The following is a 21,209-nucleotide window of genomic DNA, read 5'->3' as shown; positions in this document are numbered from 1 at the left end:
TAAAAACCTTGAAAAACGGAATTAAAGTATCTCTTCAAGGTTGTCTTTGATGGTTTCGTAAATAATATCGGTCGGTAAATCATTGGCATCCGTTCCGAAAGGATCTTCGATTTCTTCGGCAATGACCTCAATGCTGGCAAAAACGTAGAAAATAATGGCAACGATAGGAATGGCCCAGTACTTAAACTCAATGACAAAGCCGATGGGCATGGTAAAAACGTACAGAAAAATCACTTTTTTCAAAAAGAGACTGTAAGCATAAGGAATCGGCGTCCGTTTGATGCGCTCACAGCCGCCTAGATTGTCGGTGAATGATTGAAGTTCGGAATTTAAAACAATGAGCTGGTCACCCGTAATATTTTGGTTATGATACAAGTTGTTGATTTCCTGATAAATAGCCCCCATAATTTGATTGGGAACGTGCTTTTTTTGTTTATAGAAATCAGTATCATAAGGGCCAGTTTGGGCGAGTTTTTTGACATGAACTCCCGTACGTAAATGCTCTTTAGCGGCAAATATATAGTTGATAATCAACACCCTGAACGTTTCCCTTTCGGCGCTGTCTTTGGGTAAAATCGCGTGTAATTTGAGGGCTAAATTGCGAGAATTATTAACAAAACTCCCCCATAATTTACGCCCTTCCCACCAACGCTCGTAAGCGGTGTTGGTACGAAAAACGAGCAACATCGAAAGCACAAAACCCACCAAAGAGTGAACAACCGTGGTATTTTTGAAAGATGCATGAAACACATCGTTTTCAACATAAGCCACCACGCCCGTGTAAGCGGCTACGCCAGCAATGCCTGGCAGTAAAAAGCGAAATGTATCACTGCGGTGAAAAGCAAAAATCAGTTTCCACCAATCTTTAGGATTGTACCCGATCATAATTCAGCGTATTTGTATTCAAGTAAAATTCTGTGGGTGTTTGATGCTAGGCTTCGCCCATCGGTCCGCCGAAGTTCATAAAAGGAATGTCAGGGTCTTCTGAATGGCGAATATCGCCGTAGTTTTCTTCGTACTTACGGATGTTATCTTTGAGGGCGGCTAGTAATCGCTTGGCATGCTCGGGGGTCAAGATAACCCGGGCTTTTACTTTGGCTTTAGGAACGCCGGGCATCATGCGAATAAAATCCAAGATAAATTCACTGTTTGAATGGGCAATCATAGCCAGATTTGAGTAGACACCTTCGGCCATTTCTTCCGAAATTTCGACGTTGATTTGCTGTTCGGGCTCGTTTTTATTGTCAAGCATAAGGGTATTTGGTTTATTGTTGGCAAAAATAACTAAAAAAGCACCCTCTTAACGAAAGTGCTTTTTGTTTATCAATAACTTCTGGAAAGTTGTGTCTAAAATTCCGCCGATTTTGGGGTGCGGGGAAACGGAATCACGTCGCGGATATTGGTCATGCCCGTCACAAACAAAATCAAACGCTCGAAGCCAAGGCCAAAGCCAGAATGCGGAGCGGTGCCGAATTTGCGGGTTTCCAAAAACCACCACATTGATTCTGGCTCGATGCCAACTTCGTGCATACGGGTGATTAATTTATCGTAGTTTTCTTCGCGCTGCGAGCCACCGATGATTTCACCGATGCCCGGAAACAACACGTCCATCGCACGTACAGTGGGGCCGGGTTCGTTGGCCGTTTGCTCGTTTTGTTTCATGTAAAACGACTTGATGGCCCGTGGATAATTGGTCAAAATAACGGGTTTCTTGAAGTGTTTTTCGACCAAAAACCGCTCATGTTCTGATTGTAAATCTACGCCCCATGCCACTTCGTACTGGAATTTTTTCTCTTTAAATGGCTTGGATTTCATCAAAATATCAATCGCTTCGGTATACGTAATGCGCTCAAAAGCATTTTCAACCACGAAACGAAGTTTTTCTAACAAAGGCAGTGAACGCTCATTTTGAGGTTTTGATTTTTCTTCTTCTTCTAGGCGCTTTTGTAAGAAATTCAAATCATCTGCGCAGTTTTCGAGGGCGTAGCGGATAACGTATTTTACAAAATCTTCGGCCAAATTCATGTTGTCTTCCAACTCGAAGAAAGCCATTTCTGGCTCAATCATCCAAAACTCGGCTAAGTGGCGCGTGGTGTTGGAGTTTTCGGCGCGGAAGGTGGGTCCAAACGTATAAATTTTAGACAATGCCATGGCACCCAATTCTCCTTCCAATTGTCCAGAAACGGTCAGGTTGGTTTCGCGCCCGAAGAAATCTTCTTTGAAATCAATGTTGCCTTCTTCGGTGCGCGGCAATTTATTCAAGTCTAAGGTCGTTACGCGGAACATTTCTCCCGCACCTTCGGCATCAGATGCGGTGATGATGGGTGTGTGTAGGTAATAAAAACCGTTGTCGTTGTAATATTTATGAACGGCAAACGCCAACGCGTGACGAATGCGTAGAATCGCGCTGAAGGTATTGGTTCGGGGACGCAGGTGCGCAATTTCCCGCAAAAATTCCAGCGAATGCTTTTTGGGTTGCAACGGATACACGTCTGGATCGGCTGTACCGTACACGAGAACGTCGGTGAGCTTCACTTCCACGGCTTGCCCTGAGCCGACGGATTCAACCAAATTTCCTGTCACTTTCAGACACGAGCCAGTAGTTATCAACTTGAGTGTTTCCTCGTTGATTTGGCCAGGCTCGGCTACGGCTTGGATATTATGAATGGTAGAACCGTCGTTGAGTGCAATAAAAATGGCGTTTTTGCTCTCGCGTTTGGTACGTACCCAGCCTTTGACAACGACTTCGCTGCCGACGTTGGCTTCTGAGAGAATCTGTTTAATCTGTATCGGACCCACGTTTATAATTTTAGTAGTGATTGCTTTAATTGTCGTGCTGTAAGCCTCTAAAACACTCTTAGACGTAGTTTTAGGTTCTTGCAGAACGACAAGAATGAATTAAAGGCTGCAAAATTAGGGTTTTAAAGTGGTTCGGCAAAGAAGGAACCATTTTGAAATCAAGGTTTTGGGTTTAACGAAATCTTCTTTTACATTTGAATAACCCTAACGTTTTATGAAAAATGTCTATTCGAGTACTCATCACCGACGACCACCAGATTGTATTGGATAGTCTTTCGCTGCTTATTTCGACCATTTCTGATATGGAAGTTGTTGGTACGCTCAACGATAGTCGCAAAGTAATGGGCTTTTTGGAGACCCACGAGGTAGATATTTTGGTGACTGATTTAAGCATGCCTTACCTTACTGGCGTGGCGCTTACGCTACAGGTCCGGGATAAATTTCCCGATTTAAAAATCTTGATGTTAACCGTATCCGAAGATGCCGATAACATTCGTCAGGCGTTTCAGGCGGGTATTTCGGGCTATGTCATGAAAAAGGCCAATCGGGCAGAGTTGGAAAAAGCGCTGAAGACCGTCGCGCGCGGCGAAAAGTACTTTAGCGAAGCCGTCATGAAAGAGTTGTTGAGTCCAGCGGCGGTGGCTTCCACTCCTTCAAATGAATTGCCCGGCGAGCCGATTGCGGTTACAGCGCGCGAATTGGAAATTATTCGGCTCATTGCGCAGGAACTTTCCACCTCCGAAATCGCTGAGCATCTTTTTATCAGTGTAGGCACCGTTGAAACCCACCGCCATAATATTCTTCGCAAATTGGGCGTAAAAAACTCCATCGGAATCATTAAGTACGCCGTCAGGCATAAATTGGTTTAAACGGGTACTTCAATCTTAACTTTGGTGCCCGTCGTTGGCTTACTGTCAATCAGCCAAGTTCCGTTCAACGCTTCTACGCGGGCACTGATATTGCGTAGGCCCACTCCCGTGGCTTTTTCAATGTTTGACATGCCCCTGCCGTCGTCGCTGACGGTCAGGCTTATTATTTCATCGTTTTGTGAAATACTTATCCAAACTTGTTGTGCTTGGGCGTGTTTGAGGACGTTATTGACCAATTCTAAGGCAACGCTGTACAATTGATATTCAATTTTAGGATTAAGGCGTTCGGTTATTCCGTTGGCTATTAAATGAAAAACAGTCTTGGCATTAACGTTGAGTTTTTCGGTCAATTTTTGCAATGCTGCTACTAACCCCTGTGTTTCGAGTTCGGTCGGAAGCAAATTATGCGAAATAAGCCGTACATCGGCATATACATCTTCGAGGGTTTGGAGAAGACCCGCGTGGATTTTTTGGTCAGCTTCGGGGTATTTTGAGGTATCAAGTGCTTCCAAACGCCAGCGTAATGCCGCTATTTTGGTGTTAAGATTGTCGTGAAGTTCTGATGCAACTCGCTTTCTCTCAATTGTTTGTCCTTTTAAAAGTGCCTCTTCAATTTCGCGGTTTTTGGTTTTTAGTTGTTGATTCTTTGTCTTTAGCTTACGGTTGGACCAAAAAATAAAACCAGTCAGCAATACACCTAAGATAGAGAGCCCGATTAGAAAATTTCGGGTTTGAATTAATTGCTCTTTTTCTAAATCGGTGATACGCAATTGCTGTTTCTCGGCTTCGTACTTAGCTTGAAGTTCGGCGTAGGCTTTCTGGACCGAAAATCGGCCTAAACTGTCTTCGTGGGTTTTATGAAGTTCGTAGTATTTGAGGGCATTTTTGTAGTCGCCTATGTGCTTGTAAGTTTGATAAATGTAGTTTTCGGCCCGCGATTCCATTTCTTTCCAACCTGATTTATGGGCATATTCAAGACTAGCTTTGCGATATTCGAGGGCTTTTGCGTACGATTTTCGTTGTTCATAAATGTCGGCTAAATCGGCGTAAGTAGCAAAAATGACGACTCGGTTGTTGTACTGTTTGGCAATGCGTAAGGCGTTGTCGCGGTAGTCATTGGCTTTTTTTTCGTCACCGAGTTTCATGTACACATTGGCCAGACAATGCGGATTATCGGCCTTCAGCGTTGGGCTGGTGGTGTAGGGAATGTTTTTTTCTACTTCTTTATAGTAAAACAGGGCTTTTTTGTAATTCCTGACACCAAATGAATCATAGTAATTATAGTCGCCTAGAAAATCGTAAATCCAGCACAAATTGTTCTTGTTTTTGGTGGCGTTGGCATAAGGCAGGGCTTCATTCAGTATCTCAAGGCATTTGTCTGTCAATCCATTATTGTTCAAAACAAAAGCGGCCAATACGTAAGCGTACGCCAGTTCAAAAGAATCCCCTCCTGCTTTTTTGAGGAGTTGAATAGCGTTGGTGTAATGCTTGAGCGCTTCGGTATAATTTCCCTTCACGTCGTTTTGTTTTCCCAAAGCCCGTTCATGTAAGCCTAAGCCTTTGGGCCAATTGGTTTTTTTTGTAAAACGTTGTAACGAATCCAAAAAAAACTGATTACGTGAATCGCCCATATTAAGTGAGCGCTCGGTCAGTAAGCTCAGACTCAGAATGATGTTGGTATCTCGTTGGATAGAAGCCTTTTTTGTGGATAAGTCGTTTATGTGGTGGATAAGACTGTCTAGCAGCGGGTTTTGGGCCTGCATAAAACCCAAGGAAAAGGGGAAAAGAAGAAGGAAGCATACGGTTTTTTTCATAATTGAATAGGTATTTCAACGCTCACTTTGGTGCCAGTTTCGGGCGAACTGTCAAGCGTTAGCTTTCCGGTCAAAACGTCCACTCTGTTTTGTAAATTTTGCATTCCCATTCCGTCCGATTGACTTTCGGTGGGCATTCCAACGCCATTGTCGCTGACGGTCAGCGAGAGTTGGGTTTCAGTTTGGCTCAAACTTATCCATACTTCTGTGGCTTGGGCGTGTTTGAGCACATTGTTGACCAATTCCAGTGCGATGTTGTAAAGCTCATGTTCTACCTGCGACGGAGGGCGCGTTTGGTCTGCATCAGCTACAAAATGAAATTCGGTTTTTGTGTTTACGTTCAGTTTTTCCACCAATTTTTGTAAAGCAGAGACCAGTCCGTGGGTTTCTAGTTCGGCTGGGAGCATATTGTGCGAAATTAGCCGGACATCGGCGTAAACATCATTGGCCATATCTATCAACCGACTGTGAATCTTTTGGTTAAAAGGATTAAAGTCTTCGGCCTGCATGGCTTCCAAATGCCATCTGACGGCGGCAAGTTTGGTGTTGAGGTTGTCGTGAAGTTCGGAAGCCACGCGTTTGCGTTCAATTTTTTGTCCTTTGAAAAGCGCTTCCTCTATTTCTCTATTTTTCGTTTTCAGTTCTTCATTTTTGGTTTTTAGCCTACGATTGGACCACAACACAAACCCAAACCCTAGTACTCCCAAAAGTGAAAGTCCAATAAGAATGTTGCGCGCCTGGGTAAGCTGTTCGTTTTCAAGGGTTTGAATGCGAAGTTTGTTGGCTTGTTGTTGTTTTTCAAATTCATAGGTCATGGAAGAAACGGTGATTTTTTGGAGCGCCTCGTTGTTAAGAATACTGTCTGACTCGGCTTTATAGTTTTTGAAATGAAAAAGCGCCTTTTGAGATTGGCCCAACGACTCATAGGCTTGGGCCAGTTGACGGTGGTATTCGGCCATTTCCTTGCGCAGCGGTGGCTCCGAACCTGCCGCCCATTCCAACCCAGTTTGGGCATACGAAATTACTTTTTGGTATTGTTTAAAAACCAAATAAATCTTGCCAAAATTGATTTGTGAAAGGTGATCTAAGGATTCGTTAGAGTCTATTTGGCTTTTGTATAAACTATCCGCAGCACGAGTGTATTGCAGTGCTTTTTCGTATTCTTTTAATTTAAAATATGCCCCGCCAATTCGTCCGTACGCTCTTGGTAACCACTGAGTTGCCTGCGAAAACTCGTGGATTTTGGCCGCGCGTTGATACGAATCCAATGCTTCTTTGTATTTACCCTGGTTTTCAAAAATCTCGGCCCGTTGGCTGAAAATGTACGCCCGTAGGCGTTCGTCATTAAGTTTTTGGGCAATGACTTCGGCTTCTTTGAAACAGGCCAAGGCGTTTTCGTAACGGCCCATTTCGCGGTAAAAACTCCCTAAATTGGGAATGGTAGAGCGCAAGGCCATCAGGTCATTGGTTTCTTCCTGAAGTCTGCGCGCCTTGAGCATCAAGTCTATGGCAGCAGCGTATTTACCGTCGCTGATGAGCAAAAGAGCCATTTCGGCATACACGGTGCCCTGCCAGGTTTTATCTTTGGTTTCAATAAATAATCGTAAGGCCTGATTAAGCAGTTGATTTACTTGTGATTGTTTCTCGAAAAAACTCTCATACAGTTGGGCCCGACGAAAATACACTTGCCCTTCCAATGATTTATCAGGAAGAGATTTTGCAATTTTTAAGGTGGCGTCGAGGTGGGTGTAAGCGGTGTTTAGGTCGGTAAGATATTCATTTTCAATTCGAACCAATTGTAACCTTGCTTTGGCTTCGCCGCGCAAATGATGAAGCTTTTGCGCTAGAAGCACTGATTGATTACAGTACATCTTTCCCAATGAATCGTTTCCCTGAAGCCAAAAAGCCCGTCCTAGGTCGTACAAAACGTTTACTTTATGGGTATCAACCGCTGTTTTTGCCAATACCCGTAGCAAGGAATCGGTTTTTTGGGCGTGAGCCGAAAAGCAAAGACAGCAAAAGCAAAACAAACATTTTTTCATCGACTTCCATTGATTGTAGAATAAGGAAAATAAGTACAAAACGTAATCATTTCCAAGCCAATAGCCCAAATATATAGGTTTTCCTATAGCTAAAATATAGGTGATTCTGGATGCTTCAGTGCTGAGTTTGGGCGGAGGGGTTCCTGAATAAAAAAAGAAATGCAAATGGTTGATGCCATGCATTTCAGTTGGGTAAATTTGCTTAAATACAGCATTTATCTGATATTTGATAACAACTTGATGCCCAAAGTAAAACTCCGCCTAAACTAATGTTTTTCGCAAAAAAAAACGTTCTTTTTCAACACTGCCAACCTACGGTCTTTGCCTTAGGGCTTGGGCATGGTTTTTCGGATGCGGCGGCGGGATATTTGATGGGAGGCTTGGCCCATAGGGCCGATTTTGGGGAGCTTGCAGGAGTAGTGATGCTCTACAATGTATTGGCTTTTGGCGGTCAACTTCCCGCTGGTATATGGCTGGACCGAATCGGTCAGTTTCGGGCTGCTTCGGTGATTTCATTGGTGGTCATGATTGCTGCACTTTTCTTTTCAACGACAAATGTTTGGTTTTTTACGGCGTTGGCGGGCATTAGTTCGGCTTTTTATCACGTGGCTGGTGGCGGTACAACGTTGATGAGTTTTCCCCAAAAGTCGGTTTTTGTGGGTATGTTTTCGGCATTTGGGGTTTTGGGGTTGGCATTGGGCGGATGGGCGGCGGCCCTGCATTGGCAGTGGGTTATGTATTTTCTGATGGCGGGATTAGCCTTGGTGATGTTGTTTTTGGGTTGGGCAAAATTCCCTGATGCTCAAAAAAATGACACTCAATGGAAAGAGCAACCGCTGCTCGATACACACGATTATCTCATGATTTTGTTGCTGGTGGCCATTGCCATGCGGTCGGCGGTCTGGAATTTTGTTCAGTTGGTGTACACGCATCAATACGAATGGCTGTTTTATACCGCCTTGGCTGCCATGATTGGAAAACTCGCCGGAGGCTGGTTGGCCGACCGCATTGGAGCGAGATTGTACACGCTGACGGCCTTAGCGATTGCGGTTCCTGCGTTGTCGTGGGGGTATCGGAAATTGTTCTGGTTAATGCTCGGAACTGGTTTACTACAGTCGGTTACCCCCGTGAGCGTGACGGCGTTACAACGGGTGTTTCCAAAACTACCCGCTACCATCAGCGGGGCAACATTTGGCTTGGCTATTGCCTTGGGGGGAGTTATTCCTTATTCTTCGTTGATGTCAGAGATTTATTTTTTACCTCAATTAATCTTGTTAGGACTGTGCGCTTGGGGGTTATATTTCTACGCGTTCAAACTTCATAAAACCCTTTACAATTCATGAAAAAGTTATTTTTTCTGGTTGCACAATTCATGGTATCGTCGGTTTGGGCTGATGAGGTTGGGAATTATAATCAATCGAGCCAATCCAGTGATAGTAGTACAGAATTGTTGGTAGTGGCGGGAGTGGTGGCCATCGCTGCGTTATTTTATATCCGCTATCGTCGCGCTCGAAACAAGCCTTGACTTTGGAATGTATATGCTTTTAATGTATTGGTTATTAAATATTTATCGTAACTATCCTCTATGAAAAAGCTTACTTTATTTCTTTTCTTGATGGTTGCTTCCAGCGTTGCATTTGCAGATCTCGTAGAAGTACCGACTGGCTCGCCAGCGCCAGTTTCTGATGTATTATTATTGGTTGGTGTTTTGTCTATTGCCGTGTTGCTGTTTGTGCGCTACCGCCGAGCCCGCCAAAAGCATTAATATGTGGATTCATCTTCTAAAAACGTGGCTGGTGGAGATTCCCATCCTCTGGCTGTTTTTGCACCATAACGACCGCCTGACGTCTATTGTTGGGCTGGGTGTCCTGATTAACGTATCTACCTGGACGTTTCTTGTCTACTATTATTATCAATTCGGAGGTAATATTTATTTTTTAGAACTACTCGTTACACTTGTGGAGGGCCTGTGGATAAGGAGCTTATGGAAAATAAATTGGTCAAAAAGCTTCCTAATTGGATTGGTTGCCAACGCGGTGAGTTTTGGGCTTGGCTGGTGGGGAATTATTTAATTTTTGCTTCTCTATAGGAAAACCTGTACGTTCTAAATGTATGTTTTCCTGTATTCTAAATGTAGGTGATTCCGGATTTACGGGCATTGGGTTTTGAAAGAACTTTGTATCGTTCAATCATAACGATAAAATTGCTTTCACTCATGGAATCCAACGCTGCGCCAATAGAGCATTCTAAGCCTCAAATTCATTCAAACAATGCCCATGATGAGGGCTTTTTTGCGGTTTTGTTTGACATTACCAAAAAACACACGCTGCTTTTTACGTTCTTCTTTCTGATTCCTTTCATCATCTTGCTCATTTCTTTGGGCTTAAAGTGGTATTATATTTTTTACGATACGATGCATTACCTGTCTGATTTTCAATCTGTCAATGGTAATTGGACTGACCCCCAAAATTATTTCAGCCCGGGCATTGATAAGTACATTCGTGAGTTGGACATCGCTGGTTTGGTGGGGGGTATTGTCGGGATTTTTATTGGGTTGTTTTTGACGGTTACTACCGAGAAAATAAATCGGCAAAAAGAACGCCTCAATCAACAGGAAATGGACCACATTAAAACCCAAACAGGGTTGTTGGTGCAGGCGACCAAGTCGCTAAACGGCATCATGATGGAAGTGAGCGGCAAGGTCAACGAGAAAGTGCAGCTCATGGAAGGCACCAAAGATGTGTTGGAAGGTATTGATAAAGTAATAGAGCTTTCAAAAATGCAGGGAAATAGCCTATTGGTGCTGTCAAATACGGCCAAAATTGAGGCTATTTCCCCTTTTCGGATGGATTTGGTGGCCAAACACGCCGATTTAAAACCCCATGAACTGCGCCATGCTACGCAGTTTGACTACGCCCGCCGCGCTGAAGCGCTATTGCGGGATTGTACCGATGTTGAAAATAAACTCAAAGAAACGGCCATTTATCTGCAAAAAATCGGTAGCGGTGCCCGCGTAGAATTTGTAACCCTCAATGACCAAAATGAAGGTTCAAGCCACGCCTTTCTAAAATATTTAGGCAAAATATTCAACGAACATGTGTCGGTCGAAACCTACCGTAGTGGTAGCAATGCAGCGCTGGCCGTTAATGAAACTATACCTCACCACAACCGTTTTATGATTTCCATGAACGGCCAAGAAGAAACCGATGCACAGTCGGTTTTGATTCGTCAACTCTACAACCAACATTCACAGGCCATGCGCGAAATGCTGGACTTGGGAGTTCGCGTTACCAAAGTCAACAAGACGCTGCCCATTCAATTGTTTATAAGCACCCCCCGCGAAAACACACCCGGTATTCAGAAAACCTTGTGTGTGTGTATTTTAGGGAGTGGATCCAACTCCAGCGGCCGCCCTTCAAAATTGACCGCTTTCCTCACTGACGACCCGCACATTGTGTCTTCTATGGTTGAGCTATTTTATGATTACGAATCAGACGCTACGCTCAACACCCGTGAGTTTATGCAGAAATTGTAAAATTAGTCCGGGGCCGCTCGTCCTATCTCCTCACTTCTCACTCCTAAAGTTCATGTCGACCGTCACCCTTATAAAAAAGCTTTGGCCGTTTGTTCAAAAGTACCGTCAGAGTTTAATCGGTGCCTTTATTCTCACGGGAGTAGGTGCTTTATTGGCTCAGGTAACTCCTTTGGTGATGGAATATACCGTCAATACCGTTCAGGAAATTCTTGATAAAAAAAACCAAACCCAAGAACAAATCGCTTGGATAGTGGGCGGGCTGGTGATGGTCTTGTTTGCCAAAGAAATTGTCAATTTGCTGGTACAATTGGGGCAAAAATTTTTGAGCGATCGCCTGCGGTTTCGCTTAGCGGCCGATTTACACAACTACAGCATCAAGCGAATGGTATCGTATCATTTGTCTTTTTTTGCGCTTTCGCAAAACCAAATTGGAAAGCTTGAAAAACGCATCGACAAAGGCATCGAAAGTCTGACCAAAACCGTCAAAAATTTGTTTGTGGATATTGTGCCCATGTTTGCTAATGCGCTGTTGGCGTTGGCTTTGATGTACAAAAAAAACATTTGGGTGGGCGTGTGTGCCACCCTCATCATGCCGCTTTATGCGCTTATCAGTCGGGAACAATCCAAACGTCAGAAACTGATTCGACGCAATATTCAACAGTTTCGTGAAGAAAAAGCCAACACACTTTTTAACCTCATTGAGTCTATTTTTGTCGTAAAGTCCTTTGTAAGAGAAGAATACGAGACAGGTCGCCAATGGAAACTAACCCAGCAACTCTCCGATAGCGAAGTAAAACACCACCGCACCAATTATCTTTTTGATGGCCTCAAAAGCATTGCGGAGCAGTTGGGCGTAGTCATGGTTTTTGTGGTCACCATCTACTTTGTCCTGAACCAACAAATGACCATCGGGGCGATTTTGCTGCACTTGATGTTGTTCAACAACGTTTCGGCCCCCGTGCGGCACCTCCACCGCATTTATGATGAATACAGCGAAGCCCTCACCTACGCCGAAGGCTTTTTTGACATGATTGAGAACAACTCCTATCTCGAAAACAGTCAAAGCAAAACGATAAACCCTCGACATCCTGTTCATAAATCTTTTGCTGGAACATTTGAAATGAAAGCCGTTGATTTTGTCTATCCCAACGGAAAGCAAGCTTTGAAAGGCGTAAATCTGCATCTGGAAGCTGGAAAAACAACGGCATTGGTGGGTTTGTCGGGGGCAGGTAAAAGCTCGGCCATGAATTTATTGGCGGGCTTTTATTCACCAACGCGTGGAGAAATTCTGCTCGATGGAAAACCCTTAACGGGATACGACCCGCATTGGATTCGTCGAAATGTGGGTTTGGTGATGCAGAAAAATCATATTTTTTCGGGCACCATCGAAGAAAATATTCGTTACGGAAAATTGGAAGCCACCCCAGACGAAATCGTAGCGGCGGCTAAGCAAGCGAGTCTGCACGAACAAATTTTACAGATGCCCAATGGCTATCAAACCGAAGCCAAAGCATTGTCGGGTGGGCAGCAGCAGCGGATTGCTATTGCGCGTTTATTCCTCAAAAATCCCCCCATTATCTTCTTGGATGAACCCACCGCAAGTTTGGATGCCATCACGGCGGAGCAAATCAAAGACAGCATCGATGCCATCAAGAAAAATCGTACCGTATTGATTATCTCGCACAGTATCAGCCAAATCATGGACGCTGACCAAATTTATGTGATGCAGGAAGGTGAAATCATTGGCAAAGGCAGCCACGAAACGCTGTATGCGGCAGGAGGGCTTTACCGCGAAATCATCGATTCAAATGCCCGTACCCTCAATATCGGGCGGCTTGCCGCCACGGTTTTGGGCTAACTACAGGTTTTCCTATACTTCAAAATACAGGTTTCCCTTACCCAAAATGTAGGTGTTTCCGGATTTACCAGCGTGGCTTTTTGGAGGAACTTTGTATCATCAGAAGCGAGGCAACAAAAGCACTGAAAATAAAGCAACTTCCTGATATTCAAAAAGAAATAGTCATCATAAAAATCTGAAAAACATTACAACAATGAATGCTACAGTCAAACAATTCGTCATTCGTCACCTTGTGGGAGCCAAAGCAAATCAGGTAGAAGAATTTGATTTCAACGGCCACAACGAACTTACATTGGGCCGCTCAAACGACAGCGATGTTCAGTTTGACCCTGAAATTGATACCGTTGTGAGCCGTGAGCACGGCAAAATCGTCAAAGAAGGCCCGTTGGCTTTTGTGTTGATTGACAACAACAGTCGCAACGGAATTTTTGTCAACAAAATACGTGTAAAAGGACAGACTCCCATCGAGCCAGGCGACGAAATCCAACTCGGCAACAATGGCCCCGCTTTTATTTTTGACATTGACCCGCGTCCCGCCGAATTAATGCCCGCCACTCGATTGGTAGAAGTCGTTAAGCCTACCAATGAATTTGTTCCGTTGGAAGTTTCTGAATCAACGCCCATCAAAACGGGCATTGGCAAGCAGACATTTGAACGGGTAATCAGCACTGAACGCAGCAAATCTCGTCGTACGCTTTGGGCTGCTATGGCCGCCGCTTTTGTGATTTTTGGCTCTTTAGGATTTGTCTTCTGGAATTCTACCCGAGAAGAACAGGCCGAACTGGATGCTAAATACAATCAGGCACTCCAAAAACAACAAGAAGAAGCCAGAATCCAAATGGTGGCATTGCAGGAAAAAGTAGAGCAGGGCAAGCCGATTTCTACCGCCGCTATCGCTTCCGCCAATACCGATAAAGTAGTAAAGATTTTTATTTCGTGGGAACTGTACGAAGTGCAAGAAAACGAGGAGTTGTACCATGAATACCGCCCCGATGCGCAAGGTATGTTCCGCCCGCTGTTTGTGCAGACCCAAAACGGCATCGAGCCTTATTTGGTTACCAAGAAAAAATCATTGGTGGGTTTACCCGTGGGCTCTACCGGAACGGGCAGCGGATTTGTGGTAAGCTCCGACGGTCAGATTTTGACCAACCGCCACGTGGGTGCCGCTTGGAAAACGCGCTATTCGGGCTTTGCTTGGAACAACTTCCCGGGCTTTTTGGTGCAGGGGCTTGATAAAACGGGACAGCCTGTATTGGCCAAAGAGCCAACCGTGGGGGCCGAACAAATTTTTGGCTGGGTTCCTTCGGAAGCTACCATGGTGGATGGTCGGCCGGCGCAGGTGGAAGGCCGCAACAAATACTTAAAAGTAGTCTTTGCCAATACCTCACAGCCGTATGAAGCCCGTTTGATTACGCCTTCACAAAGTCATGATGTGGCGCTTATCAAGGTGGATGTCAACAATCTAGCTCCCGTGACGCTCAAAGACAATTACGGTTCGGTAAAAGCGGGCGAAGAAATTATCGTGATGGGCTATCCCGGTGGTGCTCCGCAGCAGCGCGTGGTTCGTAAGTCAAATGACCCTTTCAAACCCAATGCTGAGGTGTTTGAAGTGGCTTCGCCCGTTACTTCGCCTGGCCATGTGCAGCAAGTAGTGGCCAGCTCCACCGAATTTTCAACCAAACAATCAGGCTTCGGCGACAGCTACCAACTGGACTTGAACGCCACGGGCGGCGGCAACAGCGGTGGGCCGATGTTTGACGAAAAAGGAAACGTCATCGGGATTTATTACGCGGGTGGTGGCGATGCTCGGCAGGGAATCATCTCATTCGCCATCCCTATTAAGTACGGAATGGAATTGTTAAAAACGCCTAAAAGTGAATAATTAGCGTCTTATTAGTCCATGCTTTAAGAGTATAGTGTTCTGATAATCAGATTCTTTGTTCGATAAAATCAATCATCGAAAAACCAATAAAATGCAATTAGGCCAAAACATAAAAGGCTACGTTTTAACGCAATGGCTCGGCTCGGGAGGAATGGGCGAAGTGTATCAAGCACAACACCAAACCTCTCGCCGCCCCGCGGCGGTGAAAGTCCTCTACCGCGCCGACCAAGCGGCCCGCTTTCGGAACGAGGCCTACATTCAGGCTTCTGTGCAACATCCTCACATTGCGGCCCTTTACGAATATGCGATTGAAAACGGTACGCCCTGCATTATCATGGAATACGTCGAAGGAATTACGCTTGAAAAACTCATCAAACGACAAGGGCGACTGCCCGAAGCGTTTGTCTGGAAGGTAATGGAGCAGATTGTGTTGGCAGTAGTTTATTTGCACGAACGACACATCATCCACCGCGATTTGAAACCGGGAAACGTAAAAGTAAACCGTGAGAGTTTTGCCAAATTGTTGGATTTTGGAATCGCCAAATCGACTTATACGCCTAAACTCACACAGGAAGGATACATCGTCGGAACGTCGCATTACATGGCTCCTGAGCAGTTTCATGGCAAAGTAAGCATTCAGTCTGATTGTTGGTCGTTAGGGGTTTTATTCTACGAAATGCTGACGGGGCATTTGCCTTTCGACGGTCGCAGCGAAACGGAAGTTCGCTTAAAAATCGAACGAGGACAGTACACTTCCCCCGATTTATTGGTTCCACATTTGACAAAAAGAAGCAAGCGTCTCATTCATAAGTTGTTGCGAATCAATAGCACCAATCGAATGACGGCGACAGAACTGCTGCAAGAATTAAAAAGCCCAGCAGACAACGGATTTTCGCTTGCAGAATGGGTGGATACTTTCACAGATTTTATGGAAAAAATCCCCGTAAAACGTTGGCTGAAAACAAAAAATCATTGACCTACATCGAATCTCTACGTGCCATGTTCTGGAAAAAATGGTTATCAACTAAAGCAACTGACGCCTCACTGTCAGAATCTTTCAGCGACTTACGGGCCGTGGTGGTATCGGATGTAGGTTGTGTGCGTACCAACAATGAAGATGCGGCGCGGTTTGTGCGTCCAGCAGATTTGTTTGTTCGGTCATCAAAAGGTTTTTTGGCGATTGTAGCCGATGGCATGGGAGGACACGCCGCTGGGGAAATCGCTTCTCAAATGGCGGTCGAAACCATTGCCAAAACGTATTATCAACGGGAAGAAACACCCGAAGAAAGTTTGTTTCTGGCATTTACCAAAGCCAATCGTGCCATTTGGCAAGCGGCAAGCCGCAATGCACGTCAGCGCGGCATGGGCACAACTTGCACAGCGGTGGTGGTGTGCGATGCTAAATTGTACATCGCGCATGTTGGTGACAGCCGATTATATCTGCTCAAAAACGGCCAACTTTTACAACTTTCAACCGACCATACGTATGTTCAAATGCTTGTTCAGCAAGGAGTTATTGCTCCTTTGGAAGCCGAAAAACATCCAGAACGAAACGTTCTCACTCGCGCCATGGGTACCCACAACAAAGTGGAAATTGATGTTGAAGCCATGACACATTCTCTCGAAAGTGATGATCGCTTATTGCTCTGTACCGATGGTTTGTACGACTATCTCACCAATGATGAAATTGCGCAACTGATGCTTATACCCACCTTAAATGAATCGGCGCAGCAGTTGGTAGAAGCCGCCAAACAACGCGGTGGACACGACAATATCACCGTGTTGTTGATTGAGCGTCTCTCTTCAGAAGCACCGCAAGCCCTCCGCCCAACCGAAGAAATTGCTTGATATACAGATAATTAACCGTTACTGTTTACTAAAATGATTGGCCGAACCCTACAAAACTATCACATCGAAGAGCTCCTCGGCGAAGGAGGTATGGGGACGGTGTATCGTGCCACCGATACGTTTCTTCGTCGTCCGGTAGCCATCAAAATGTTGCATCCACATTTGTTGCGCGACGCTACTTTCATGGAACGGTTTCGGAATGAGGCCGTACTTTCTGCCCAACTTAACCATCCGAATGTGGCGACCTTATACAATTTTCTTCAAGTTCGGTCCGACAACGTGATGGTGATGGAGTTGGTGGACGGAATGACTTTAGAGCGCTTGGTGTCTAAGCAAGGAAAATTGCCATTAGAAACGGCCATCAGGATTGTTATTCAGGCACTTGATGGGTTGCAACACGCCCATTATAAAGGGATTTTGCACCGAGACATCAAACCTGCAAACTTAATGCTGACCCGTGAAGGAATGGTTAAGCTGATGGATTTTGGCATTGCGCGAATGGTGGGCAGTCAGCGCCTCACCCGCGTAGATAGGGTGGTTGGTACGTTGGAATACATGGCCCCCGAATTATTGAATGGTGCGGAGCCTTCCGTACAGTCGGATTTGTACGCCGTTGGGGTGCTATTGTACGAACTATTGACGGGAAAACTGCCATTTGAACCCGCGACTGATACAACCCTCATCAACCAAATTTTGACTAAAAAACCCATTTCAGTACGAACACGGGTGGGTGAATTGCCCAAACAGATAGACGAAATTCTTGAAGTACTGCTTCAAAAGAAACCTGAAAAACGATTTTCTAAAGCCTTAGAATTACGTCAAGCATTGGCGTTGGTGGTTGCGCCAGGGCCGATTAACCTCCAAATTTTTGATACGACTCCCAAGCCCCTACCCTCCACTCGTTTGGCCGATGTTAAGACTGACAAACCACAGGTAGCACCTACGCGGTTGGCGGGTGCCGACACGCAACCTAAGAAGCAATCTGGAACGCAACAACTCAAGGCTAATTTGTTGAGTTTGGAAGGATTGATATTGTTGGGAGCTATCGTGATTTCGGCGGGAATTGTCGGATTTTGGCTCGTTGGCATAAATAAAAAAGACGATGACCTAAAAGAACCACCGTTTGGTCTGGTTCAAAAAGACACAACAAAAATGGTATTCAGCCCAGCGGTTGAAAAAAAACGGGATAGCCTTCCTACTATTGCTCAATCGGAAGTGGTAGTGCGTTTGCCACCTAAACAAGAATCAGCCCTTCCGATTGAAAAACCCTCAAAGCCCGTTGACAATAACCCGTCCAATCCAGGGAAAAAGAAGGTGCAGGTACCGATGGACGAAAAACCAGAAGATAAAAACCCTGTGAAGGAAGAGCCTAAGCCCGTTGAAAAAGAAGAAAAACCCAAAGAACCAGAGCACAAAGCACCCGTTCGAATGGCAACGGTTGAAGTAAGAAATGAGCCTTTTGCGGTAGAGTTCGCCCAAACAATTTCATCAGACGCGGTAGCGGGGCAAATCGTTTGGCTGAGAGCGGTGTCACCCGTTCAAATAGATGGCCTAACGGTGGTGGCAACAGGAGCTCGGGTGCGGGCCCGCGTTACCTCAGCTCGACCTGCTTCCAATTCACAAAAAGCGCTTTTAGCCGTTCAATTTGAAGCCGTTGAAGCGGTCAATAATCAATGGATAGCCATCAGATACCCCGAATACAGCGATAAAGCCAGCGATGAGGTGGTGTTTCAGCAAGGCCGCCGCATCAATAATCTACGTACCACTCGTACCAGCCTTACCGTTCCATTCTAACCTTTTAAAACAATGCTACGACAAATAATTCTATTACCCCTCTTATTTCTGACCACCTCACCTTTACTACGTGCGCAGGATATTCAGTCCAATACCGAAGGCTTAAACGTGCATTTGTATGGCAGTCTTGTTCAATGGTCGTCCACTTTTTTTGACCAATTAGATGAATCAGATCCAAATGGAATAGGAGTTGGGATTCGTTTGGGATATGGTTTTAATCAGCGTTTTGAGGCATTTGCCCAATACGAGGCCCAAACTCTAAAATTCAAGTCTGAATGGGACATCAATCGAATGGCAACACTTGTTGCTGGCATAAGGGCCAATTTTGGCGGAACATTGCAAAAAGTGCGCCCATTTGTAGAAGGTGGCTACGCATTGATAAACCTGAAAATAAAGCCTGTTTTATTGAATGGTCGATTTTACGAGTTTCAGTTGAAAGGCCCTGGGGTATGGTTGGGCGGTGGCGTAAACTATTTTATCACCCCTCAATTGGCTATTAATGGTCGGATTGGCGGTACTTTTGGGAAGTTTAACAGTTTTTTAGCAAACGGTCAGGGGTTTGAAGACCGTCCTGATGTGCGCACTTTTCGGGGGTCTTTGGGGATAGTTTATTTTTTTAATGAATAAAAGTGACTTTTTTTAATTCAATGCGTATATATATGGAGAGATTCAAAGTCGTTTTAGGATACTTTATTTTCCTGTAACACATTTTACCTTACTTATTTACCCGATTTTGTACCGTTGGTAAGGCAAATTCCGCCCACTGACGGTACATTTTTCCTGAAAAATGAAGCCCGTCATCCGCAACAAGTGAGACATCATTGCGCGCCGTTCGCGAGAGCGGAGTTATATCAATAAACACAATCCCCGATTTTTCACATTCCTCCTTGGCAGCGTTGTTAAATGCATCAATTTCTGTGGCAATTTTGGCCTGATTGCTTCCTTTGGCAAACGGTGTCACGCCCCAATCGGGGGTTGAAAGCATAAAAACGCGTTCTATATTTCCACCTGCAAACCCAATGGCCTGTTGAAGAAGTTCTCGTAACTCTTCGCGGTATCGCTCAATGGATTGGCCACGGTATTGGTTATTTACCCCAATTAAGATAGAAACTAAATTGTAAGGGCCCTTAGGGTTTCGGCCTTTAATACCCTCCATCAGCTCGGCCGTAGTCCAGCCCGTTTTGGCGATAATCTCTGGATTGGCGATGTTTATGTTGTTTTTGCGCAACAAATCACTCAAAATAACGCTCCATCGTTCTTCGGGCGTTACCCGTTCACCAATAGTATAAGAATCGCCCAGCGACAAATAACGGTATTGTCCGGGGACGAGAGTAGGCGCTGGAGTCTGGTCGTTGTTCATAGGAGATTCGGCGGCACAAGCCATCATCAAAATTAGAATACTTATCGTCCATTTCATCGCTCATTGACGTTTTTATTGTATTTTTGGGGTTGAAATACGGGTGGTTTTTTATGAATTTTTTGTCGGCCGACGATCTTATTTATGGGTACATGAATGGAATTTTTCCAATGGCCGATGCCGATGGTACGCTTTATTGGTACTCTCCAGACCCCCGGGCCATCATTCCGCTCGAAACCTACAAACCTTCTAAATCGCTGCGGCCCATCCTCAATAAACAACAATTTGAGATTCGAGTTAATGCTGATTTTGAGGGCGTAATGAAAGGCTGCGCTTTGCCCAGACAAGACGAAGAATCCACTTGGATTTCTGATGAAATCATCAGTGCCTATTCTGAGTTGCATCGAATGGGTTTTGCACATAGCGTCGAAACCTACGAAAATAATGAACTGGTGGGTGGTTTATACGGTGTTGCCATTGGCGGTGTTTTTTTTGGAGAATCCATGTTTCACACCGTAAGCAATGCCTCCAAAGTCGCTTTTCATTATTTGATTGAAATTCTTAAACAGCAAAGTTACGATCTTCTGGACACGCAGTTCATCAATGACAATGTACGTAGATTTGGGGCCATTGAGATTCCCAAATCAGAATATATAAAGCTGTTAAAAAAAGCCCTTCTTAAAAAAGCCCATTTTGTTGAAACCGATATTAAACATCTTTTTCAAAATCCGTTCGGAAAAATAAAATAACGAACTTGCATCTATGGGCATTTCAGGCGGGTTTTATGTATTTTGAGTTTGGAAAATTGGGCTTTCATCCGTAAAACTTGGTTTTGCCCCATATTCTCTTAAACTTTACTTAAAAATAAACTCCAATAGAACCTTTTTGAAGCTATGGCCGCGATTTCTCTGAATGTCAACGGGAAAAACTTTTCCCTTGATATTGACCCCAAAATGCCGCTCCTCTGGGCAATCCGCGATTTTGTAGGACTGAAAGGTACCAAATTTGGCTGCGGAATTGCGCAGTGTGGTGCCTGTACTGTTCATTTAGAAGGCAAACCTACCCGTTCGTGCGTGCTTCCTGTGCAGGCCGTAATCGGCAAAAAAATTACGACGATTGAAGGCCTTGGCACCGAAGAAAATCTGCATCCAGTACAACAGGCGTGGATTGAGGAGCAAGTGCCGCAGTGTGGTTATTGCCAGTCGGGCCAAATCATGGCGGCAAGTGCTTTGTTGAAAGAAAAAGCCAATCCTACCGATGCCGATATTGATTCCGCCATGCGCGGACATATTTGTCGTTGTGGTACGTACGACCGTATTCGTAAAGCGATTAAAAGAGCTGCGAAAGATACGGCGAAAGCCAATGTAACTGGCGGAAAATAAACCACAACATGCGGATGAACAGTGATGTG

The 21,209-nt window shown here is 44.9% G+C and carries 20 protein-coding genes; 14 read left to right on the top strand and 6 right to left on the bottom strand.

The annotated features are described in order from the left end of the window. Window positions 1-21: 21 nt before the first annotated feature. From DVG78_RS22090 to asnS, 3 genes are all read right to left on the bottom strand, one after another. Entirely contained in the window at window positions 22-885 is an 864-nt protein-coding gene (locus DVG78_RS22090) for a bestrophin family protein (RefSeq protein WP_114463208.1), read from the bottom strand. A gap of 46 nt (window positions 886-931) precedes the next feature. Beyond that, window positions 932-1,252 (bottom strand): DUF3467 domain-containing protein, encoded by a 321-nt coding sequence (locus tag DVG78_RS22085; protein WP_114068221.1) that lies wholly within the window; start codon window positions 1,250-1,252, stop codon window positions 932-934. Window positions 1,253-1,347: 95 nt separating this feature from the next. Next, a complete protein-coding gene (asnS, locus tag DVG78_RS22080) occupies window positions 1,348-2,799 on the bottom strand; it encodes an asparagine--tRNA ligase (protein WP_114463207.1) in 1,452 nt (483 codons plus the stop codon). A gap of 221 nt (window positions 2,800-3,020) precedes the next feature. Between asnS and DVG78_RS22075 the strand changes: the two genes are divergently transcribed. Continuing rightward, on the top strand, window positions 3,021-3,668 hold the full coding sequence (locus DVG78_RS22075; protein WP_114463206.1) for a response regulator: 648 nt from the start codon (window positions 3,021-3,023) through the stop codon (window positions 3,666-3,668). Here DVG78_RS22075 and DVG78_RS22070 read toward each other — a convergent pair. Beyond that, on the bottom strand, window positions 3,665-5,482 hold the full coding sequence (locus DVG78_RS22070; protein WP_114463205.1) for a tetratricopeptide repeat-containing sensor histidine kinase: 1,818 nt from the start codon (window positions 5,480-5,482) through the stop codon (window positions 3,665-3,667). The genes DVG78_RS22075 and DVG78_RS22070 overlap by 4 nt on opposite strands. Continuing rightward, entirely contained in the window at window positions 5,479-7,524 is a 2,046-nt protein-coding gene (locus DVG78_RS22065) for a tetratricopeptide repeat-containing sensor histidine kinase (protein WP_158550075.1), read from the bottom strand. The genes DVG78_RS22070 and DVG78_RS22065 overlap by 4 nt, the downstream gene beginning before the upstream one ends. A 269-nt stretch (window positions 7,525-7,793) precedes the next feature. On the opposite strand from DVG78_RS22065, the gene DVG78_RS22060 reads away from it, so the two are divergent. The 11 genes from DVG78_RS22060 to DVG78_RS22010 all read left to right on the top strand — a co-directional run bounded on the left by DVG78_RS22060 (window position 7,794) and on the right by DVG78_RS22010 (window position 19,068). Then, entirely contained in the window at window positions 7,794-8,867 is a 1,074-nt protein-coding gene (locus DVG78_RS22060; protein WP_114463203.1) for an MFS transporter, read from the top strand. Then, window positions 8,864-9,049, top strand: a complete 186-nt coding sequence (locus tag DVG78_RS22055; protein WP_114463202.1) for a hypothetical protein — start codon at window positions 8,864-8,866, stop codon at window positions 9,047-9,049. Before DVG78_RS22060 ends, DVG78_RS22055 begins: the two co-directional genes overlap by 4 nt. 60 nt (window positions 9,050-9,109) lie before the next feature. Next, window positions 9,110-9,289 carry a hypothetical protein gene (locus DVG78_RS22050; RefSeq protein WP_114463201.1) on the top strand — a complete coding sequence of 60 codons (180 nt, stop codon included), beginning with the start codon at window positions 9,110-9,112 and terminating at the stop codon, window positions 9,287-9,289. Between the two features lies 1 nt (window position 9,290). Next, on the top strand, window positions 9,291-9,596 hold the full coding sequence (locus DVG78_RS22045) for a hypothetical protein (RefSeq protein ID WP_114463200.1): 306 nt from the start codon (window positions 9,291-9,293) through the stop codon (window positions 9,594-9,596). A gap of 143 nt (window positions 9,597-9,739) precedes the next feature. Further along, window positions 9,740-11,059, top strand: a complete 1,320-nt coding sequence (locus DVG78_RS22040; protein ID WP_147277143.1) for a hypothetical protein — start codon at window positions 9,740-9,742, stop codon at window positions 11,057-11,059. Window positions 11,060-11,111: 52 nt separating this feature from the next. Beyond that, the gene (locus DVG78_RS22035; protein WP_114463198.1) at window positions 11,112-12,917 is read left to right on the top strand and encodes an ABC transporter ATP-binding protein; all 1,806 of its coding nucleotides are present in this window, start codon (window positions 11,112-11,114) and stop codon (window positions 12,915-12,917) included. A 193-nt stretch (window positions 12,918-13,110) separates the two neighbouring features. After that, window positions 13,111-14,799, top strand: coding sequence for a trypsin-like peptidase domain-containing protein (locus DVG78_RS22030; protein WP_114463197.1), 1,689 nt, complete (start codon window positions 13,111-13,113; stop codon window positions 14,797-14,799). Window positions 14,800-14,890: 91 nt separating this feature from the next. Then, complete coding sequence (locus DVG78_RS22025; protein WP_147277142.1) at window positions 14,891-15,775, top strand: serine/threonine protein kinase; 885 nt, start codon at window positions 14,891-14,893, stop codon at window positions 15,773-15,775. Continuing rightward, window positions 15,751-16,647: a Stp1/IreP family PP2C-type Ser/Thr phosphatase gene (locus tag DVG78_RS22020; protein WP_158550074.1), complete on the top strand. Its 897-nt coding sequence runs from the start codon at window positions 15,751-15,753 to the stop codon at window positions 16,645-16,647. The genes DVG78_RS22025 and DVG78_RS22020 overlap by 25 nt, the downstream gene beginning before the upstream one ends. A 33-nt stretch (window positions 16,648-16,680) precedes the next feature. After that, a complete protein-coding gene (locus DVG78_RS22015; RefSeq protein WP_114463194.1) occupies window positions 16,681-18,441 on the top strand; it encodes a serine/threonine protein kinase in 1,761 nt (586 codons plus the stop codon). A gap of 12 nt (window positions 18,442-18,453) precedes the next feature. Continuing rightward, window positions 18,454-19,068 carry an outer membrane beta-barrel protein gene (locus tag DVG78_RS22010; protein WP_114463193.1) on the top strand — a complete coding sequence of 205 codons (615 nt, stop codon included), beginning with the start codon at window positions 18,454-18,456 and terminating at the stop codon, window positions 19,066-19,068. 88 nt (window positions 19,069-19,156) lie between these two features. On the opposite strand, the gene DVG78_RS22005 is transcribed toward DVG78_RS22010, so the two are convergent. Continuing rightward, the gene (locus tag DVG78_RS22005) at window positions 19,157-19,858 is read right to left on the bottom strand and encodes an SGNH/GDSL hydrolase family protein (protein WP_114463192.1); all 702 of its coding nucleotides are present in this window, start codon (window positions 19,856-19,858) and stop codon (window positions 19,157-19,159) included. 53 nt (window positions 19,859-19,911) lie between these two features. Between DVG78_RS22005 and aat the strand changes: the two genes are divergently transcribed. Both aat and DVG78_RS21995 read left to right on the top strand, forming a co-directional pair. Beyond that, window positions 19,912-20,547 (top strand): leucyl/phenylalanyl-tRNA--protein transferase, encoded by a 636-nt coding sequence (gene aat, locus DVG78_RS22000; protein ID WP_114463191.1) that lies wholly within the window; start codon window positions 19,912-19,914, stop codon window positions 20,545-20,547. Window positions 20,548-20,691: 144 nt separating this feature from the next. Further along, window positions 20,692-21,180 (top strand): (2Fe-2S)-binding protein, encoded by a 489-nt coding sequence (locus DVG78_RS21995; protein WP_114463190.1) that lies wholly within the window; start codon window positions 20,692-20,694, stop codon window positions 21,178-21,180. The last annotated feature ends 29 nt before the right edge of the window (window positions 21,181-21,209 follow it).

The sequence above is a fragment of the Runella aurantiaca genome (genome assembly GCF_003339505.1).
Lineage (GTDB): Bacteria > Bacteroidota > Bacteroidia > Cytophagales > Spirosomataceae > Runella > Runella aurantiaca.
Note: the sequence above shows the minus strand (reverse complement) of the source record. Positions and strands in the feature narration are given on the sequence as shown.

Bases quoted from the DNA above. Each gene is read 5' to 3' on its own strand.
- DVG78_RS22035 (WP_114463198.1), top strand. From the start codon at position 11,112: ATGTCGACCGTCACCCTTATAAAAAAGCTTTGGCCGTTTGTTCAAAAG.
- DVG78_RS22010 (WP_114463193.1), top strand. From the start codon at position 18,454: ATGCTACGACAAATAATTCTATTACCCCTCTTATTTCTGACCACCTCA.
- DVG78_RS22050 (WP_114463201.1), top strand. From the start codon at position 9,110: ATGAAAAAGCTTACTTTATTTCTTTTCTTGATGGTTGCTTCCAGCGTT.
- DVG78_RS22030 (WP_114463197.1), top strand. From the start codon at position 13,111: ATGAATGCTACAGTCAAACAATTCGTCATTCGTCACCTTGTGGGAGCC.
- DVG78_RS22090 (WP_114463208.1), bottom strand. From the start codon at position 885: ATGATCGGGTACAATCCTAAAGATTGGTGGAAACTGATTTTTGCTTTT.
- DVG78_RS22040 (WP_147277143.1), top strand. From the start codon at position 9,740: ATGGAATCCAACGCTGCGCCAATAGAGCATTCTAAGCCTCAAATTCAT.
- DVG78_RS22065 (WP_158550075.1), bottom strand. From the start codon at position 7,524: ATGAAAAAATGTTTGTTTTGCTTTTGCTGTCTTTGCTTTTCGGCTCAC.
- DVG78_RS22060 (WP_114463203.1), top strand. From the start codon at position 7,794: ATGTTTTTCGCAAAAAAAAACGTTCTTTTTCAACACTGCCAACCTACG.
- DVG78_RS22045 (WP_114463200.1), top strand. From the start codon at position 9,291: ATGTGGATTCATCTTCTAAAAACGTGGCTGGTGGAGATTCCCATCCTC.
- DVG78_RS21995 (WP_114463190.1), top strand. From the start codon at position 20,692: ATGGCCGCGATTTCTCTGAATGTCAACGGGAAAAACTTTTCCCTTGAT.
- DVG78_RS22085 (WP_114068221.1), bottom strand. From the start codon at position 1,252: ATGCTTGACAATAAAAACGAGCCCGAACAGCAAATCAACGTCGAAATT.
- DVG78_RS22075 (WP_114463206.1), top strand. From the start codon at position 3,021: ATGTCTATTCGAGTACTCATCACCGACGACCACCAGATTGTATTGGAT.
- DVG78_RS22005 (WP_114463192.1), bottom strand. From the start codon at position 19,858: ATGAAATGGACGATAAGTATTCTAATTTTGATGATGGCTTGTGCCGCC.
- aat (WP_114463191.1), top strand. From the start codon at position 19,912: ATGAATTTTTTGTCGGCCGACGATCTTATTTATGGGTACATGAATGGA.
- DVG78_RS22055 (WP_114463202.1), top strand. From the start codon at position 8,864: ATGAAAAAGTTATTTTTTCTGGTTGCACAATTCATGGTATCGTCGGTT.
- DVG78_RS22025 (WP_147277142.1), top strand. From the start codon at position 14,891: ATGCAATTAGGCCAAAACATAAAAGGCTACGTTTTAACGCAATGGCTC.
- DVG78_RS22015 (WP_114463194.1), top strand. From the start codon at position 16,681: ATGATTGGCCGAACCCTACAAAACTATCACATCGAAGAGCTCCTCGGC.
- DVG78_RS22070 (WP_114463205.1), bottom strand. From the start codon at position 5,482: ATGAAAAAAACCGTATGCTTCCTTCTTCTTTTCCCCTTTTCCTTGGGT.